A 16642-nucleotide genomic window follows, 5' to 3' on the forward strand; every position below is an offset into this window, starting at 1 on the left:
GCCCCGCCCCCGGCCCGTTACGTGGCCTGGATGGCCGGCGCCATCGCCGCCTCCGTGCTGATGGTGGTGCTGGTGCCGCTCGTGAAGGGCCGCTCGCACGGCCAGAGCGAATGGACCGGCGTGAAGGGCCCCGGCCGCATCTCCCTGGAGCTGGCCGTGGTCGCGCGCGGCACCGACGGCGGCCTGCGCCGGCTGGACCCCGGCGCGGACGTCGCCAGCGACGAGGTGCTGCTCTTGCGCTACCACGCCACGGAGTCCGGCACCGCGCTGCTCTACCAGCAGCGGGATCAGCAGGCGCCGGAGCTGCTGGGCCACTTCACCCTGGAGGCCGGGACGCACGACCTGGAGGGCCCGGACGGCCTCACGGGGGTGAGCCTGGAGTCGGATGAAGGCCGGCTGTCGCTGGCGCTCATCGCCTTCGCCCCGGGTGAGCGGGCGTCGGAGCAGGACGCACTCGCCGCCCTCGAGGCGGACGGCAGCCTGGATGCACGTCCGGGCACCGTGGTGAGGTTCGACGTGCGGGTCCAATCCGGTCAGACTCTGGCCCCGTGAGGCGCCTTCTTCCCCTGCTGCTCGTCCTCCTCTGTGCCTGCGCGGGCCCATCCGCCACGGCCGGAGACAAGGGCGGGCTCGTGCCGCTGCGGCTCGAGGCGGCGGATCTGTCACGGGCGTACACGCCCCGGCGGCTCGCGCTGCTCGTGGGCGTGTCCTCGTTCGATGATCCGCAGTGGCGCTCCCTGCGCTTCTCCTCCAAGGACGCCACCGACCTGGCGGCGGCGCTGAAGGACCCCGCGCGGGGCCACTTCGACCAGGTGCGCGTCCTCACGCGCCCGGAGGAGACGACCCGCGACGCCATCCTCGCGGCGCTGCGGCAGCTGCGGCGCGAGGCCACCCGGCCCGACGACGTGGTGATGGTGTACCTGTCCGCGCACGGCACGCTCGCGCGCGACGGCCGCGGGGAGCTCACGCGCTACCTCGTCACGCGCGACGCGTCCTACCGCGCCATCCCCCAGACGGCGCTCTCCATGGACGCGCTGAAGGCGGAGTTCGAACAGCTGCCCAGCCGCCGGCGCCTGCTGGTGCTGGCCACCTGCCACAGCGGCAGCGGCAAGTCGCTGTTGCCCCGCGAGCTGGAGGTGGAGCTGGCCGGCATCAAGTCCGGCTTCTACGCGCGGCCCCTGGAGGAGTCCTCCCGGGCCTCCATGGTGTTCGCCGCCAGCGACTGGGGCGAGACGGCGCGCGAGGACGAGAGCCTGCGCAACGACATCTACACGTACTTCCTCATCGAGGGCCTGGGCGGCGCGGCGGACCGCAACGCGGACGGCGCCGTCACCGCCACGGAGGCCCACGACTATTCGCGCCGCCGCACCTTCGCCTTCACGGAGGGCCGCCAGCGGCCGTCCGCCGAAATCGTGGAGGTGGGCGCGGATCCGGTCATCCTCGCCGGCCGCATCGACCGCTCGGGCCAGCCGGAGCTCTTCTCCTACAACCCACGCCTGGACGGCTTCCTGCTCAAGGTGGACGGCGAGCCGCGCCTGGAGCTGCCCGGAGGCGCCGCGGTGGGCCCGGGCAAGCGCACGGTGGAGCTCACCAAGGGTGACGCCGTCCTCGTGCGGCGCGAGGTGGACGTGGCCCGGGGCGAGCGCCTGCCGCTGGAGCGCCTGCTGTCGGACGCCATCCCGCGCCGCGCGCTGTCGCTGGTGGGCGGGATGATGTCCTTCGCGGACGGCCGCAGCCGGCGCGAGCTGTTGCCCTCGGCGCCCCAGGTGGGCGTCGTGCTGCGGCTGGAGGACGTGCCGCTGCAGGACCTGGGGCTGATGCTGGACCTGGGGCTGGGGCACGGGCGCCAGAAGCTGGAGGTGGCGCCCGGCAGCCACGTGCCCTTCGGCTACACCACGCTCACCCTGGGAGCGGCGGCGCCGTACCTGTGGCGCTGGGAGCGTTTGACGCTGTTCGCGGGCCCGCGTGTGGCCGCGCTGTACCTGGGAAGGTCTTTCGACGTGGAGGCCTTCACTGGTGGCCAGCGCTACTTCACCGTCAGCCCCGGTGTCGTCGGCGGACTGGCATGGCGCCTGGGAGAGCGGTTGGAGCTCACCGCCCAGGGCCATGGGATGCTGACGTACGTGGTGGTGGACGGACAGGGACAGGCCGTGGGCTTCATCGGCGGAAACGCCGGCGTGGGGTACCGCTTCTGATGCGCCGCCAAAGCCTGCTGCTGTCGCTGTCGTCGCTCGGCCTCCTGGGGCTGGGGGCGTGCGGAAACCTGGACAATGAGCCCTTCCGCGCGGGCACCGTGCGCGGCCGGCTCACGGACTTCGACCCCGCCGTCGCGCTGGTGTCCGTGGTGGGCCTGCCCGGCACGCGCAGCGGCGTGGACGCGCAGGGCCGCTTCCTGCTCACGGACGTGCCCGCGGGCCCGGTGGAGCTCTTCATCCTGGCCACCGCGGACACGGCCGCGCGCGTGCCGCTCACCGTGCAGGGCGGCCAGTCCGTGGACGTCCCGGACGTGAAGCCGCGCACCGCCGGCACCTTCCTGGTGAAGCTCCACACCCGCAGCAGCCGGAAGGTGCTGGACGCGAAGGCCGTCGTGGAGGGCACGCCCATCGAAGCCTCCCAGCTCGATGACAAGGCCCCCTATCGCGTGGGCCCGCTGCCGGAGGGCTGCTACGGTGTGAGCATCTTGGCGCCGGGCTTCCTCTCCACGTCCGTCCAGGACTGCGTGGGCTCGGGCAAGCAGACGGCGCTGAACGTGGAGCTGGTTCCGGAGAACGACTCCTCCGAGGAGCGCTGCGCGTTCGCGGATTGTGAAGACGGCCGCCATTCCTCGCGGGATGAGCACGTCATGGAAGCCGCTGGCGACAGCCTTTGAAATACGCCTCCGGCGCGCGCCAGCTTCCGCTGTGAATCAAGCTTTCCGTAAAGCCAATCATATCCAGACAGTCCGTCGCCTCACACTTCGCCGCCCGTCTGTCGTTGTGGCCACTGCGCGAAAAGGCGGGTCTTCCTGACAACGAGGCACTCCGCTCCCCGGGCGGCCCCCCAACGCCTCGTTTCACAGGAGGATGACCATGCGTAACCCGACCGCTCGTACTTCCGCGGCATGGATGGTGTTGTGCTCGGCGCTGCTGGCCTTCGGCTGCGGCGGCCCCACGACGACGGAAGAGGATCCGTCGCTCGCCACCGGCGGCGACAACCTGGGCGCCGGAGAAGCACCCGCCACGGATGGCGGCAGCGCTCCGGATGGCTTCGCCACCCTCTGCCACATCCCGCCGGGCAATCACGCCAACGCGCACACCATCCGGGTGGGGCTGCCCGCGATGGCCGCGCACCTGCGCCACGGCGACACGCTGGGTGCCTGCGACGACGGCGGCGAGACGCCCACGGACGGCGGCACCGGCGAGTCCGACGGCGGCACGGCGACCGACGGCGGCTCCTCGGGCGGCGACGTCGACGCCGGTCCCCAGTGCATCCCCCAGGGCAATGAGTGCTCCACCGACGAGAGCGGCGCGGACAGCTGCTGCAACGGCCTGTCCTGCCAGGAAGGCCAGTGCTGGCCGAACATCGGCTGAGCGTGGCCGCTCCGGACGCGGGCGGGTCTCCTCCCGCGTCTTTTCCTGATTCACACCGAGGCTCTTGAATGAACTCCCTGCGACACCTGACTTCCACCCTGCTGCTGGCCACGGGGCTGCTGTGCCTGGCGGCCTGCGGCGACAACAACGCCCGCGTCACCCTCAAGCTCACCGACGCCCCGGGCGACACGTTCGAGAAGGCCGTGGTGACCATCTCGAAGGTGTACCTGAAGGGCAGCGTGGAGGGTGACAAGGACGGCAAGGGCGACGTGGTGCTCCTGAGCGAGCCCGTCACCACCGACCTGCTCACCCTGGCCAACGACACCGCGGACCTGGTGAAGGACGCGGAGGTGCCGCCCGGCACGTACAAGGAGCTGCGCTTCGTCATCACCGGCGGCTACGTCCAGGTGAAGCAGGACGGCGGAAGCCGCATCTTCGCCACCTCCCGCGACTACGCGGGCCTGCCCGAGGGCGCCCAGGTGGACGGCGACCTGCACATGCCCAGCGCCAGCAGCTCCGGCCTGAAGGTCAAGTTCGACAAGGACGCGGACGTCACCATCACCAGCGATGACGGCCAGAAGGTCATCCTGGTGGACTTCGACGTGGCGCAGAGCTTTGGCAAGGAGGCTGGCGGCTCCGGCAAGTGGGTCATGCGCCCCATCATCAAGGGCGCGGACCTGGAGTTCTCCGGCAACGTGGAGGTGACCCTGGCGCCGGGTGACGTGTCGCTGCCCGCGGGCCTGCCGGCGCTGGCCGGCTTCTCCGCGGTGCTCATCAACGCCGAGGGCAGCCGCGAGACGATGTCCTTCGTCGCCGGCGTGGACGGCCGCTACGTGGCGGACTTCAAGTACCTGCTGCCGGGCACCTACCAGGTGGACCTGGCGGCCCCGGCGGGCGTGTCCTTCACCACGGACATCGCGCGCCCGGCGACCGCGACCATCGGCTCGGGCACGGAAGCCGGCGTGGACTTCGTGCTGACGTCCTTCAGCGTCGAGTAGTCCCTTTTCGGGGTTCAGGCCGCCTTCTCGCCCGACTGCGCCTGGGCGGCCTGGACCTCGAGGGCGATTTCAATCTTCTCGCCCACCAGCACGCCGCCCGCCTCCAGCGCCTGGTTCCACGTCAGGCCGAAGTCGCCGCGGTTGATGGACGTCTTCGCCTCGAACGCGGCCTTGGTGTTGCCCCACGGGTCCTTGGCGATGCCCAGCTGCTCCGCCTCCAGGACGACCTCGCGGCTGATGCCACGGATGGTGAGCTGGCCCGTCACCTTCAGGTGCTTGCCGGAGGGCTCCACCTTCGTGCTCTGGAAGGTGAGCGCCGGGAACTGCGCCACGTCGAAGAAGTCCGGCGAGCGCAGGTGGTTGTCGCGCTGCTCCACGCCGGTGCTGATGCTCGCCGCCTCGATGGAGACGGACACGGAGGAGGCCGCCGGGTTCGCGTCATCCAGGGTGATGGTGCCGCCGAACTTCGTGAAGCTGCCGCGCACCTTCGCCACGACCATGTGGCGGACGGAGAAGTGGATGCCGGTGTGCGTGGTGTCGATGTTCCAGAGGGTCGTGGCCATGGTCGTCTTCCTCGTCGTGAGCGCCGCGTTCGCGGCGGTGTGTTTCAACGAGGCGTAAGGTAGCGGCCCCCCGCGTTCCGGATTAGACGGGACCGGCAGGAAGCACTGTTCCATGACTGGGACAGTCCTCCTCCTGCACGAGGCAAGGGCCATGGACCTCAACGAACTCCTCGTCTTCGCCCGGGTGGTCCAGGCGGGCAGCTTCACGGCGGCGGCGAAGGCGCTGCGCATGCCCAAGTCCACCGTGAGCCGGAAGGTGTCGGAGCTGGAGGAGCGCGTGGGCGCGCAGCTGCTCCAGCGCACCACGCGCACGCTGCACCTGACGGAGGTGGGCCGCGCGTACTACGAACATTGCGCGCGCATCGTCGCGGAGGCGGAGGCCGCGGAGCTGGCGGTGACGCGACTGCAGGCCGGCCCGCACGGGCTCCTGCGCGTGACGACGCCCCTGTCCGTCCACTTCCTCGCGCCGCTGGTGGCGCGCTTCATGGAGAAGTACCCGGACGTGCAGCTGGAGCTCTTGTGCACGGACCGCACGGTCGACCTCATGGAGGAGGGCTTCGACCTGGCGGTGCGCGCCGGGCGGCTGCCGGACTCGTCGCTGATGGCGCGGCGGCTGGGAGACATCGAGTGGCTGGTGGTGGCCTCGCCCGGGTACCTCCAGGCGCGGGGTGCGCCGAAGACGCCGGCGGACCTGGCGAAGCACGACTGCCTCTTCTTCGGAAAGTCGTTGAAGGGGAACGTCTGGACGCTGCACGCGGGCGGGCGCTCCGTCGAGGTGAAGGTCTCCGGACGGCTGACGGTGAACGAGCCGGACATGCTGCGCGCGGTGACGTGCCTGGGCGCTGGCGTGGCGCTCATCCCGGGTCAGCAATGCATCGAGGACCTGGCGTCCGGGCGGCTCCAGCGCGTGCTGCCGGACTGGAGTTCCACGGGCGCGCCGGTGCACGCCGTCTACCCGCCCACGCGCCACCACGTGCCCAAGGTGATGGCCTTCGTGGAGGTGCTGCGCGAGTTCTGGCCCCGGAACGAGGAGGCCTTCAAGCGAGCGAAGCGCTGAGACAGTGCGGGCGTTTCGTTCCGTGGATGGAACGATGTGTCCCGAGGTTCGCGTCTGGCCAGGGGGCGTTCCGGAGCGCATGTTGTGTCTCGAAAGGAAGCACACACCATGATGAACGTTCGCCCCTCCGAAGCACGCGGTCACGCCAACCACGGCTGGCTGGATTCGCACCACACCTTCTCCTTCGCCAGCTACTTCGACCCGGAGAACATGGGCTTCCGCTCCCTGCGCGTCATCAACGAGGACCGCGTGCAGGCCGGCGAGGGCTTCGACACGCACCCGCACCGGGACATGGAGATCATCACCTACCCGCTCAGCGGCGCCATCGCGCACCGGGACAGCACGGGAGGCCAGGGGCTCCTGCGCGCCGGTGAAGTGCAACGCATGACGGCCGGCACGGGCGTGATGCACAGCGAGATGAACGGCTCCAACGAGGACGTCCACTTCCTGCAGATCTGGATCATCCCGGAGAAGAAGGGCCTGAAGCCGGAGTATGAGCAGAAGTTCTTCCCGGAGAAGGACCGGCAGGGACGCTGGCGCGTGGTGGCCAGCCCCGACGCTCGCGACGGCAGCCTCACCGTGCACCAGGACGTGCTGCTCAACAGCACGCTGCTGAGCCCGGGCGAGAAGGCGGAGTACACCCTGCCCAAGGGCCGTCACGCCTGGGTGCAGATCGCGCGCGGCACCGGCACGCTCAACGGCGTGGCCCTGAAGGCCGGTGACGGCGTGGCCGTCTCCGACGAGTCGAGCCTCGTGCTCACCGCCTCCGAGCCGCTGGAGGCCCTGCTGTTCGACCTGGCCTGATGCGCCGGCCGCGAAGAAGGCCCCCGGATCCATGAAGGGATCCGGGGGCCTTGTCGTTTCAGGGGGCCCACCGGATGCGGTAGGAGCAGGCGTGGCCGTCGAAGTCGAACGGCTCCACGCGCAGGTTCCGGGCGCCGGCCTTGGCGAGCCCCGCTTCGATGATGCCGCGCAGGTAGCCGGGGCTCCCGTTGCACTCGCTCACCCGCAGGATGTGGTGCGCGCTGCCCTGGGTCTCCAGCTCCGTGCGCACGTAGTTGTTCACGGTGGCGAAGCTCTCCTGGATGCGGATGACGACGCGCTCCGGCCCGAAGATGGGCCACATCGCCACCAGGGCCTTGCCCAGCAGCGTCTGCTCCACGCCCTGGATGAGCCCCTGGCCCAGGCGCCGGTAGCCCTCCTCCGTGTCGACGTCCGGGTAGAGCTGCCGCGCGGTGATGCGCAGCGCCTCCGCGAAGACGAGCCGGGGCGTGTTGCGGGGAAGCGGCGCGTCCAGGTCCAGCCCCGCTTGTTTCAGCTGGTTCTTCAGCCCTGGCGTGAGCCGAGGGCCAATGGAGCGGAACAAGCCTTCAATCGTGTGACGATAGACAACCTGCTCTGCCATGAATCCGTCCGGGGGTCGGATGTGATTGCGCGCAGCCCTAACGGCAGCTCACAGCAATGTCATCACGAACACACGGACGTCCGCCAGACGCCACGTAACCTCAAGCAAATTCGTCTGTCTTTCCCGGACAGCGCATTTGCGTGGATGTTCTTGTTTTGCCCGGCTTTGCGCCTCAGATGCCCCACCGGATGCGGTAGGAGCAGGCGTGGCCGTCGAAGTCGAAGGGCTCCACGCGGAGGTTGCGCGCACCGGCCTTGGCGAGCCCCGCTTCGATGAGCCCGCGCAGGTAGCCCGGGTTCCCGTTGCACTCGTTGACGCGGATGATGTGGTGCCCGGGGCCCTGGGTGAGCAGCTCCGACCGCATGTAGTTGTTCACGGTGGAGAAGCTCTCCTGGATGCGCACCACGACGCGCTCGGGGCCGAAGATGGGCCACATGGACACGAGCGACTTGCCGAGCACGGTCTGCTCCATCCCCTGGATGATGCCGAGGCCCAGGCGCCTGAAGCCCTCGCTCACGTCCAGCTGCGGATACAGGTGCTCCGCGGTGACGCGCAGGGCCTCCGCGAAGGTCTTCCGGGGGGTGTGGTGAGGGGACTGTGCGTCCAGGTCCAGGCCCACGTCCTTCAGCTTGGTCCGAAGCTCCGGAGTGAGCCGGTCACCAATGGAGCGGAACACCCCCTCCACCGTGTGGCGATAGACGATCTCTTCTTCCACGAAACACCCCGGCCCAGACCCGGCGGTCCCATTCCGCCGTGTCGCACCGAAGCGTAACCCATCCTCACTGTGAAACCGAAGCCCCCGGGGGCTACGACCTGGGTCTGAGACGTCCCACCGATGTCTCATGGACAGCCGCGCGCTTTCACAATCCATGTATTGCACGACTTCTATGATTCAATGCGCGTGTCTCAGTCCCGGGCCAGGCGCGAGCGGTACAGCCGCGAGAGGAAGTCGTACAGGACGAGCTCGTGGGCCCGCGCGTCGTCCGGCAGCACGCGGTTGACGTGCATGTGCATCAGGCTCGTGGCCAGCGCTTCCACGGGAAGGGTGAGCCGGCCTTCGCGCTCGGCGGCCTGGAACTCGCGGCCCACGGGGACGAGCCGCTGGCTGCGTCGCTGGAGCACCGAGAGCCCTTCCTGCCACGGGCCCTCGGTGGCGGGCGTCGCGTCCAGTAGCGCCTCCAGCTTCGGGCGCTCGGCGCGGAAGCGCGCGCTCAGCTGCGTCTCCAGCACCTTGCCGGACTTGAACTCGGACGCGAAGCCAGCCCGTGCCCGCTCGGCCACCCGGGCCTTCGCGGCCAGCGGCAGCCCCAGGTCCGTGAGCAGCAGGTCCAGCCCCTTCAGCACCAGCCGCCAGCGCAGGTCCGCGCCCGCATCGCCCTCGCACGTGCGCAGCAGCTCCAACGTCGCGTCGCTGTCCACGGAGAAGAACGCCTCCGACAGCACGACGCCCACCGGCCCGCCGTAGCGCTCCACCTCGCGCTCGTAGGTGTCCCACTGCAGCTTCCAGCCCGTGCCGTCGTCCAGCAGGTCCGCGCACGCAGAGCGCAGCACCGGCCACACCTGGGACTCCAGTCGCGCGGGATCGCCGTGGAAGCGTAACCGCAGGTGGAAGTCCGGGTCGCCGTAGCGGATGAAGAACCAGCGGTCCACCGCGCCCGAGTCCAGCACCTGCCGCACGGTGTCGCCCAGCCCGCCGCGCAGCAGCCGGTCGGCCGTCGCCGTGCCCGTGTAGAGCTTGAGGTACAGCCACTCCGAGCCCGGGGGAAACCGCCGCGCCACCTGCGCCGGAGGGGCGGGAGGCGGCACGGGCCGCGGCGGCTCCACCGGGGACGGCTCGCGCACGAAGGGCACCACCACCTCGTGCACGTAGCGCCCATCACCGCCCTCCACGCACAGCCCTTCCGGCCCGGGGTACAGCTCCTCCAACACCGCGAGCGGACGCTCCTTGATGGTGTGGACCAGCGTCTCCACGGACAGGACGTTGTCCAGGTCGACCGGGAGCTGGTTGTCCCCGTCGCGCAGGCACACCCAGCGCGGCAGCCTCGCCTCCTGGCGGTAGCGCTGCACCGCATCGAACCGCGCGGCGCCTCGCAGCTTCCCCCAGGCCTGGAGCTGCGTGGAGTTCAGGTTCCAGCAGGCCAGCGCCAGCACCGTCCGCCCGTACCGCACGCGCGGCAGGAAGGACGCGGCGTCCAGCGGCCCCCAGAGGAAGCGCATGCCCCGCTCGCCGCCCTCGCTCTGCATCATGCAGAGGAAGCGGTAGAGGCTCAGTCCGTAGCCGACGTAGTTGTGCGCGTTCGTCAGCCGGGGAACCACCTCCCGCCCCAGCCGCTCCGAGCGCAGCACCAGCCGGTTGCCCTCCAGCGACAGGCGCAGGTCCGCGACGTCGATGCGGTCCGCCTCGGGCACGCCGGACTGGCCCAGGAAGACGAGGTCATGGCGCCGCAGCGCGGGCCGGCTGATGACGTTGCCCATGCGGCCCTGCGGCAGGTGGACGATCTCCGCGAAGACGGCATCCGGGCGCAGGGCCTCCTCGGCCCGCAGGTGCTCGCGCACCCGCGCCTCCAGCTCCGGGTCTCCATGGCAGAAGCGGCCCATGTACACGGCACCCGCCACGTGGATGTTCTCGAAGAGGATGCGGAAGTCTCCGCGGTCCACCGCCTCCGCGGAGTCGGCGATGAGGGTGCTCGCAATGCCAAAGGCATCCGGCAGCCGCCGGGGCGTCTCCGCCTCCATGGCGCGCAGGTCCTCGTCCGTCAGCACCAGCTCCAGGGCGTGCGCCTCCGTCACCTCCTGGATCCGGCGCAGCAGGTGCCGCGCCCGGGGGTCCAGGCCGGCCGGGTCCGCGCCGCGAGGCGAGCGGAAGCCCAGGCCCTTCACGAGCGGGCCCGTGCCTCCACCGGGCCGGACGTCGGCCACGAAGCCGATGCCCCGCTCCTCGTCCAGGGCCTCCAGCAGCGGCACCGAGCGTCCCTCGTAGCGCGCCGCGAACCGTTCCCGGAAGCGCGCCAGCGGATCCTGCTCGCTCCGCTCCGGGGTGATGCGGCGCAGGACCTCCGCGGCGCGCAGCAGCTCGGAGGCCACTCGCGGCGGGAGCGAGAGGTCCGCGGCCGGACGCACCGAGTCCACCTGGAACAGGCGCGGGAGTTCCACCGGAACCGGCAGCGCCTCCAGGGTGCGCGCCACGTGCCGGTACGACGCCGGGGACGCGCCCGGCGGGGCGGCATCCAGGTCGGCCAGAAGCGACTGGACGGCGGACAGCCGCTCCCGCACCGGCGCGAGCGCGGGGATGCCCTCTGCGCCCGCCAGGAGGAAGGGCACGGGCTCCGGTCCCGTCAGGTTCGGCGCCCACGTGGGCACCAGCAGCTGCGCCTCCACCAGCTCCACGGTGTACTGGCGCGCGTCCTCCAGCGGAATCTCCGAGTCCTGCGCCACCAGCGCCTGGGCCAGCGCCTCCAGCGTCGCGCCCGCCCGGGCCTGCTCCAGCGCGGCGTCCAGGTAGGGCGTGGGCTCCACGGCCACCAGCCCGTAGCTGCGCTCGCGTCCGCGCTGCCGCATCTCCAGATAGCGCAGCTCCGTGGGCGTGCGGTACAGGCTGGTGTTGGGCACGTAGCGCAGCGCGCGCATGACCTCGGGCTCGCGCCGCACGTGCTCCACCAGCGCGCAGACGTAGTCCATGTCCAGGCGCGTGTGCTTGCGGACGGCGGAGCGCTCCGGCACGCGCAGCCGCGCCCTGTCACGCAGGCTGCCCACGGAGTGCGCCGCGAAGAGGCCGAAGGGCGTCGCGCGCCCGGACATCCGCGACAGGTAGCGCACCAGGCCGCGCTCCACCTTCTGGCCCCACTCCGAGTCGGGCGACTCCAGCCAGACGGGGATGCTCTCCTCGAGGCCGGGCGAGGCGAGGAAGAGGGCCTCCCGCACCACCGGCTCCTCCACCCACGCGCGCAGGCGCTCACGCAGCCGCGCGCGCTCCCCGGCGAGTGCGTCCGCGCGCTGGCCCTCCGGCAGCCGCCACGCGCCCAGGTCCCGGCCCCAGTCGACGAGCGTGTCGAAGGGAAGCAGCGGGGTGCGCAGGGCGAAGAAGCCGGAGGCGGCGTGGGTGGCGGACTTCGAGGGCGGGCGCGAGTTGTTCGTGGACATGGGCGGCTGGGGAGTGAGCGTCACCCGAGGAGAGGCCCTGGAGCATCAGGAGTAGCGGACGCACAAAAGGCCGGAAGGATGGCGCGTGCCACCCCTCCGGCCCCGGGCACGACCGCGTGCGATGACATCACGGTGTCATCGCGGCCGAGCAGGACTCAGTTGGCCTGTTCGTGCGTGTAGTCGCAGCAGTTGTTCGACAGCCACACGATGGTACCGCCCACGACCTGGTCGAGCGCGTCCACCTGCGAGTCGTTCAGCTCACGCAGCGTCTCCTTCTTCAGCGACAGCTTCAGCTTCAGCGACTTGGAGTCCTGCTTCTTGGGGTTGGTCATGACGCCTCCGGGTGAGGTGAAACCACGGTGGGCCCTGGAGTGCACCGGTGGCCCTTCCTCCGTGGGAGGCCGACGATAAAGGGGCGCCGCACGGTTTGAAAACAAGCCGTGCGCTCAATCTGCTTCAGCCGGGCTCGCGTTGAGCGAAAGGCTCTCGGAGAGAAGTTCGTAGCACTCCCAGCGCGTGGCGGCATCCGGGGCCTGATCCAGGAAGACGAGCTCCTGGGTGCCGTAGCGATGAGCGAGGGCCTCGAGCTGCTCGCGGCACTGCCGCGGGTCTCCGATGACTGGGGCGATGTCGCCGGGCTTGATGCCGGAAGCCCCCGCCCGCCGCCGCGCCTCCGCCTCCGTCGGCGCGCACAGGCCTGTCACCGCGACGATGGCCTCGGGCCGGGGCTGCTCGGGCCGGGGACAGAACTCGGAGCGGTAGATGTCCAGGACGCTGGGGTCATCCCGGCTGGACAGGTGCGCCAGCGAATGGCCGTAGCAGGTGCCGTGCAGGGCCGCCAGGCGCGCCGTCACGGGCCGCGCCGCGCCCAGGAGCCAGACGGGAGGCGCGCCCGGCGGGTGGAAGCCGCCGAGTGGAGAGTCGCCCCGGAGCAGCTCCAGCAGCTGCACCACGCGCCGCGGGTACTCCTCGCTGACCTCCGCGAGGGAACGCGTGTCGCAGCGCATGGCCTCCATGACGGACGGCTCGGCGCCTCCCGCGGCCACGCCCAGGTCGATGCGCCCCGGGAAGAACGTCTCCATCAATCGGAACGCCTTCGCCACCCGCATGGGGCTGTGCAGCTTCAGCAGGATGCCCGCGACGCCCACGCGAATGCGCTCCGTGCTGCCGGCGATGAGCGGCGCCAGCATGTCCGGCGCGTGGTGGGCGGCGCTGGGCTCATGGTGCTCGGCCAGCCAGTACCGCGAGAAGCCCAGGGCCTCCGCGTGCTGGGCCAGCTCCACCGACTCGTAGAGGGCCTCACGGGGCGTGGCGCCCGCGCGGAGGGAACAGAAGTCGAGGATGCCCAGCCGCATGGCTCAGGCCTCCGTCTTCGCGAGCGGTCGCGGCCGGAGGGACATGAGGAGGCACTCGTCCCAGTCCGGCTCGTGGCCGGTGGCCCCCGCCAGCAGCGCGAGCGCGATGCCCGCGGCGCCGAACTGGAGGTTGTCGTCGGGCCGATCCGGCTTCTGCTCGAAGCAGTAACCCCCGGGGCCCTGCCCGGGCTGGCGCAGCGACAGGGTGTGCTCGAACCAGCGCACCGCGGCCTCCTCGAAGATGGGGCGCTCCGTCGCGTGGAAGAGGCGCAGGAACAGCAGGGCCGTGCCGGCCGTGCCGCAGCACAGGTTCGCGCTGCGCCTGGGCACGAAGGGCGGCCGCTCCAGCCCCTCTCGCGCCACGGCTTCCGCCCACGCGAGCGCGCGGTCCTGCCAGCCCGCGTGTCCCCACGCTCGCGCCGCCCACCACAGCACGGCGGTGATGCCGGGTGTGCCCACGCACCAGCTGAAGCGTGCGTCCACGACGGGCGTGTCGCCGTGCAGGTAGTGGGGAAAGCCCGGGCGCTCGCCGGAGCCTACGAGGCTCGCCATCCACGCGAAGCCGCCCTCGAGCAGCGCCCCTACCCGCTCCCGCGCGATGCCGTGCGCATGGAGCGCGCCCAGGAGGGCCAGCCCGCCCGGCATGCCGTGCGCCACGCCCAGCGTGTACACGCCCCGGGGGAACGCCTGGGGGTCGCCATAGAGGCGCACGGAGTTGGGAGGCATGGGCCAGCGGAGGCCCTGCGCGGTGGGCTCGGCGGTCTCCGCCAGGACGGTCACCATGCGCTCCAGCAGCCCGGGCGTGGACGGGTGGTGCATGCGCGTGAGCGCGTACAGCCCCATTCCCCCCAGCCCGGCGCGCAGGTCGCAGGGGTGGGGCCACGGGCGCAGCTCCAGTTCCCGGGCAATCGCCTCGTCCACCGGTCCGCACACCTCCTCCACGTCCAGGTCGGGGTGGCGCGCGGACAGATGGGCGGCCACCCAGCCCAACCCGGCCAGGCCTCCGTGGAGACCGACCTTCGTCTGCTCGGCGCGAAGGAAACCTTCCGCGGAGAGCCGCAGGTGCTCTCCCACCAGGTCGAGATGGTCGGTGTCCAGCGCCCGGCCCGCGGCCTCGAAGAAGAGGGCCAGCCCCGCGTGTCCCTTCGAGAGGTCCGGCGGTCTGCGCACGAGCGGCGCGCCAGCCATGTCCTGGAGGATGGCCTCGGCCGCCTCCAGGGCGCGGGCCCGCGTGGTGCCGGAGAGCACGGGCTTCCAGGTGTTGCTCAAGGATGTCGCTCCTCGGTGGAGGCCCCGGGCCTGCGCTCGCGGCGGGGCCGCGCGAAAGCCGCGCATTCTTCCCGGCCTCCCGGGCCCGTACAACGGGCCCTCCGTGCACCGCGCGCCCCCGGGGAAGGTGTGCCGGGCGGGGCCGCGGGCTACAGTCCGCGAGGACGGCGCACCTTCAGGACCGCAGGGTGGAGAAGCACGTGACGGGGAGTCGCAGGGCATGGGCATGGGTCACCACGGGTGTGATGCTCCTGGGGCCGGGCGGCGCGCTGGCGACGCCTCCCGGAGAGGCGCAGGAGCCGGCGCGGGTGCTGACGGCGCCCCGGCCGCTCCTGGGCGTCGTGGTGGCCAGCCAGGTGCTGGACGTCGTCTCCGAGGTGGAGGGACGGCTGAGTGAGGTGAAGGCGCGCCTGGGAGACCGGGTGGAGGCGGGCCAGGTGCTGGCCACGCTGGATCCGGAGCCGCTGAAGCTGGAGCTGAGCGCGCGCCAGGCCAACGCCCGGGCCGCGGAGGCCGAGCACGAGCGGGCGTCCCTCCTGCTCACCCAGGCGAAGCAGAAGTTGCAGCGTGAGCAGCGCATCCGCGCGTACTCGGCAGCCGAAGCCCTGGAAGCGGCGGAGAGCACCGTGGCGCTGGCGGAGGCCGACCGCACGTTGGCCCAGGCCCGCCTGTCGGAGGCGCGGACGCGGCTGGCCCAGGCCGAGCGCGACGTGGCCCAGGCGCGCATCCGCGCCCCCTTCACCGGCATCATCACGGAGCAGTACCTCACGCCGGGCATGCGCGTGGGCCGCGCCACGCCGCTCCTGCGGGTGGTGAGCGACGACCTGCGGCTGCGCTTCGCCGTCCCGGAGACGCTCGCCCCCTCCGTGCGCCCTGGCTTGCCCGTGCGGGTGCGCCTGGCCGCGGTGGACGCGGAGCTGGTGGGCACGGTGGAGCGCGTCGCCCCGGAGGTGGATCCGGCCTCGCGGCACCAGAAGGCGGAGGCCGTGCTCACCGTCCCGGACGCGCTGCGCGCCCGGCTCTCCAGCGGCCTGCTGGCGGAGGTGTTCCTCCAACCTCCCGCCGAGACGCGGACGCGCGGCACCCAACGCTGAAGCGCCGGGCCTTCAGCGCTCCAGCCACTTGCCGCCGATGTGCGGACGCGCGGCACCCAGCGCTGAGGCGCCGGACCTTCAGCGCTCGGGCCCGCGCTCCAGCACCAGCCGGCCCCGCTCGAAGCGCGCCACGTCGCCGGGCTTCCAGTCCACCACCTCGGTGGCCGCGCCGCGCCGTGACAGGTGCTCGCGCACCCGCGCGTTGCAGACCGCCTCGGAGGGCTCGCCGTCACCCCACCCCACATCGGTGATGGGGCGGCCCACGCCCTCGAAGCCGTTGGCGTAGGGCAGGAAGTAGCGCGCCCCGGCGAGCGCGCACAGCTCCGCCACGCCCTCGGGGCCGGCCGTGGAGCTGCGCAGTCGCCCGGCCTGGTGGTCCTCGTGGAGCCCGCGCAGCCGCGCCCAGGGCAGCGCGGCCCAGTAGTGGCTCAGGCCCCCGAAGAACGGAGCGAGGAACTCCCGCTGGCACGCCAGAACCACGTCCACCGGCCCGTGCGCCTCGCGCGAGCGCGCCACCACCTCCGCCATGCGGCCCGCCGGATCATCCCCGGAGTCCACCAGCACCAGGCACGAGAAGTCCCCGGTGTCGAAGCGGTAGCAGTTGCCCCAGCTGCGCAGGCCCTCCGGGAGCGGCGGCCCGTCCGGCGCGGGCTGCTCGCCGTGGAAGGGCAACACGTCCACCCGCACGTCGCCCACGCGCAGGGACTCGCCCCAGGCCAGAGCCTGGACGGCCTGCCCGCATGCGCCCAGCACGAGGGAGAAGTCCTGCGGGGTGAGCAGGTTGACGCGGGGCACGCGAGGCACGAGCACCGGGGTGTCCCGCCGCGGCAGGTGGGCCAGCAGCGAAGGCACATGCCAGTGGTCCGTGTGGCCGTGGGTGATGGCCACCGCGCCCAAAGCCTCCGGGGCCAGGTTGCCCGGCACCGAGCCCATGTGCGGCAGCCGGCGCTGGAGCGGAATGGGGTCCACCAGCACCGACGTCGTCCGCGAGCACACGAGCAGGCTGGCGTGCTCGCGGCGGTAGAGGCCCGGTCCGGACGGCTCCGGCCAGGGCGCCTCGGGAGGGCCAGCGCGAAAGAGCGCGGCCTCGAAGTCCTCCGCGTCGAAGGGCCAGGCCGCGCGCACCTCGTCCAGGGTGTCCGCGCGCGCGACCGCACGCAGGAAGTCCGCGACGACGGGCACGGCCTCCGGC

At 71.8% G+C, this 16642-nt stretch carries 16 protein-coding genes; 8 read left to right on the forward strand and 8 right to left on the reverse strand.

Annotation, left to right across the window (positions count from 1 at the left end; all coding sequences use genetic code 11):
• From D7X55_RS19910 to D7X55_RS19930, 5 genes are all read left to right on the forward strand, one after another.
• Positions 1-552: hypothetical protein (locus tag D7X55_RS19910; RefSeq protein ID WP_233609946.1), on the forward strand; the 552-nt coding region annotated here is incomplete at its 5' end.
• Complete coding sequence (locus tag D7X55_RS19915; RefSeq protein WP_120551923.1) at positions 549-2195, forward strand: caspase family protein; 1647 nt, start codon at positions 549-551, stop codon at positions 2193-2195. The genes D7X55_RS19910 and D7X55_RS19915, both read left to right, overlap by 4 nt.
• Complete coding sequence (locus D7X55_RS19920; RefSeq protein WP_121723898.1) at positions 2195-2869, forward strand: carboxypeptidase-like regulatory domain-containing protein; 675 nt, start codon at positions 2195-2197, stop codon at positions 2867-2869. Before D7X55_RS19915 ends, D7X55_RS19920 begins: the two co-directional genes overlap by 1 nt.
• A gap of 199 nt (positions 2870-3068) precedes the next feature.
• Complete coding sequence (locus D7X55_RS19925; RefSeq protein WP_121723907.1) at positions 3069-3569, forward strand: hypothetical protein; 501 nt, start codon at positions 3069-3071, stop codon at positions 3567-3569.
• Between the two features lie 68 nt (positions 3570-3637).
• Positions 3638-4567, forward strand: a complete 930-nt coding sequence (locus D7X55_RS19930) for a DUF4382 domain-containing protein (protein WP_121723899.1) — start codon at positions 3638-3640, stop codon at positions 4565-4567.
• 14 nt (positions 4568-4581) lie between these two features.
• On the opposite strand, the gene D7X55_RS19935 is transcribed toward D7X55_RS19930, so the two are convergent.
• The gene (locus tag D7X55_RS19935; RefSeq protein ID WP_120551920.1) at positions 4582-5130 is read right to left on the reverse strand and encodes a YceI family protein; all 549 of its coding nucleotides are present in this window, start codon (positions 5128-5130) and stop codon (positions 4582-4584) included.
• A gap of 151 nt (positions 5131-5281) precedes the next feature.
• Between D7X55_RS19935 and D7X55_RS19940 the strand changes: the two genes are divergently transcribed.
• Together D7X55_RS19940 and D7X55_RS19945 are read left to right on the forward strand one after the other, a co-directional pair.
• Positions 5282-6187: a LysR family transcriptional regulator gene (locus D7X55_RS19940; protein ID WP_121723900.1), complete on the forward strand. Its 906-nt coding sequence runs from the start codon at positions 5282-5284 to the stop codon at positions 6185-6187.
• A 108-nt stretch (positions 6188-6295) separates the two neighbouring features.
• On the forward strand, positions 6296-6991 hold the full coding sequence (locus D7X55_RS19945; protein WP_120551918.1) for a pirin family protein: 696 nt from the start codon (positions 6296-6298) through the stop codon (positions 6989-6991).
• A gap of 58 nt (positions 6992-7049) precedes the next feature.
• On the opposite strand, the gene D7X55_RS19950 is transcribed toward D7X55_RS19945, so the two are convergent.
• From D7X55_RS19950 to D7X55_RS19970, 6 genes are all read right to left on the reverse strand, one after another.
• On the reverse strand, positions 7050-7592 hold the full coding sequence (locus D7X55_RS19950; RefSeq protein ID WP_121723901.1) for a DUF2378 family protein: 543 nt from the start codon (positions 7590-7592) through the stop codon (positions 7050-7052).
• Positions 7593-7764: 172 nt separating this feature from the next.
• On the reverse strand, positions 7765-8307 hold the full coding sequence (locus D7X55_RS19955; RefSeq protein ID WP_120551916.1) for a DUF2378 family protein: 543 nt from the start codon (positions 8305-8307) through the stop codon (positions 7765-7767).
• 191 nt (positions 8308-8498) lie between these two features.
• Complete coding sequence (locus D7X55_RS19960) at positions 8499-11756, reverse strand: lantibiotic dehydratase (protein ID WP_233609947.1); 3258 nt, start codon at positions 11754-11756, stop codon at positions 8499-8501.
• 131 nt (positions 11757-11887) lie between these two features.
• A complete protein-coding gene (locus D7X55_RS43420) occupies positions 11888-12064 on the reverse strand; it encodes a hypothetical protein (protein ID WP_158616304.1) in 177 nt (58 codons plus the stop codon).
• Positions 12065-12178: 114 nt separating this feature from the next.
• Positions 12179-13087 carry an MsnO8 family LLM class oxidoreductase gene (locus D7X55_RS19965; RefSeq protein WP_121723903.1) on the reverse strand — a complete coding sequence of 303 codons (909 nt, stop codon included), beginning with the start codon at positions 13085-13087 and terminating at the stop codon, positions 12179-12181.
• Between the two features lie 3 nt (positions 13088-13090).
• The gene (locus tag D7X55_RS19970) at positions 13091-14356 is read right to left on the reverse strand and encodes a lanthionine synthetase C family protein (RefSeq protein ID WP_158626400.1); all 1266 of its coding nucleotides are present in this window, start codon (positions 14354-14356) and stop codon (positions 13091-13093) included.
• Between the two features lie 200 nt (positions 14357-14556).
• Here D7X55_RS19970 and D7X55_RS19975 point away from each other — a divergent pair, with 200 nt between their 5' ends.
• The gene (locus D7X55_RS19975) at positions 14557-15450 is read left to right on the forward strand and encodes an efflux RND transporter periplasmic adaptor subunit (protein ID WP_121723905.1); all 894 of its coding nucleotides are present in this window, start codon (positions 14557-14559) and stop codon (positions 15448-15450) included.
• A 78-nt stretch (positions 15451-15528) separates the two neighbouring features.
• Here D7X55_RS19975 and D7X55_RS19980 read toward each other — a convergent pair.
• Positions 15529-16642, reverse strand: a 1114-nt coding sequence (locus D7X55_RS19980; protein WP_233609948.1) for an MBL fold metallo-hydrolase, incomplete at its 5' end; no start/stop codon positions are given.

The organism is Corallococcus sp. AB049A, assembly GCF_003668885.1.
In the GTDB taxonomy this organism is placed as follows: domain Bacteria; phylum Myxococcota; class Myxococcia; order Myxococcales; family Myxococcaceae; genus Corallococcus; species Corallococcus interemptor.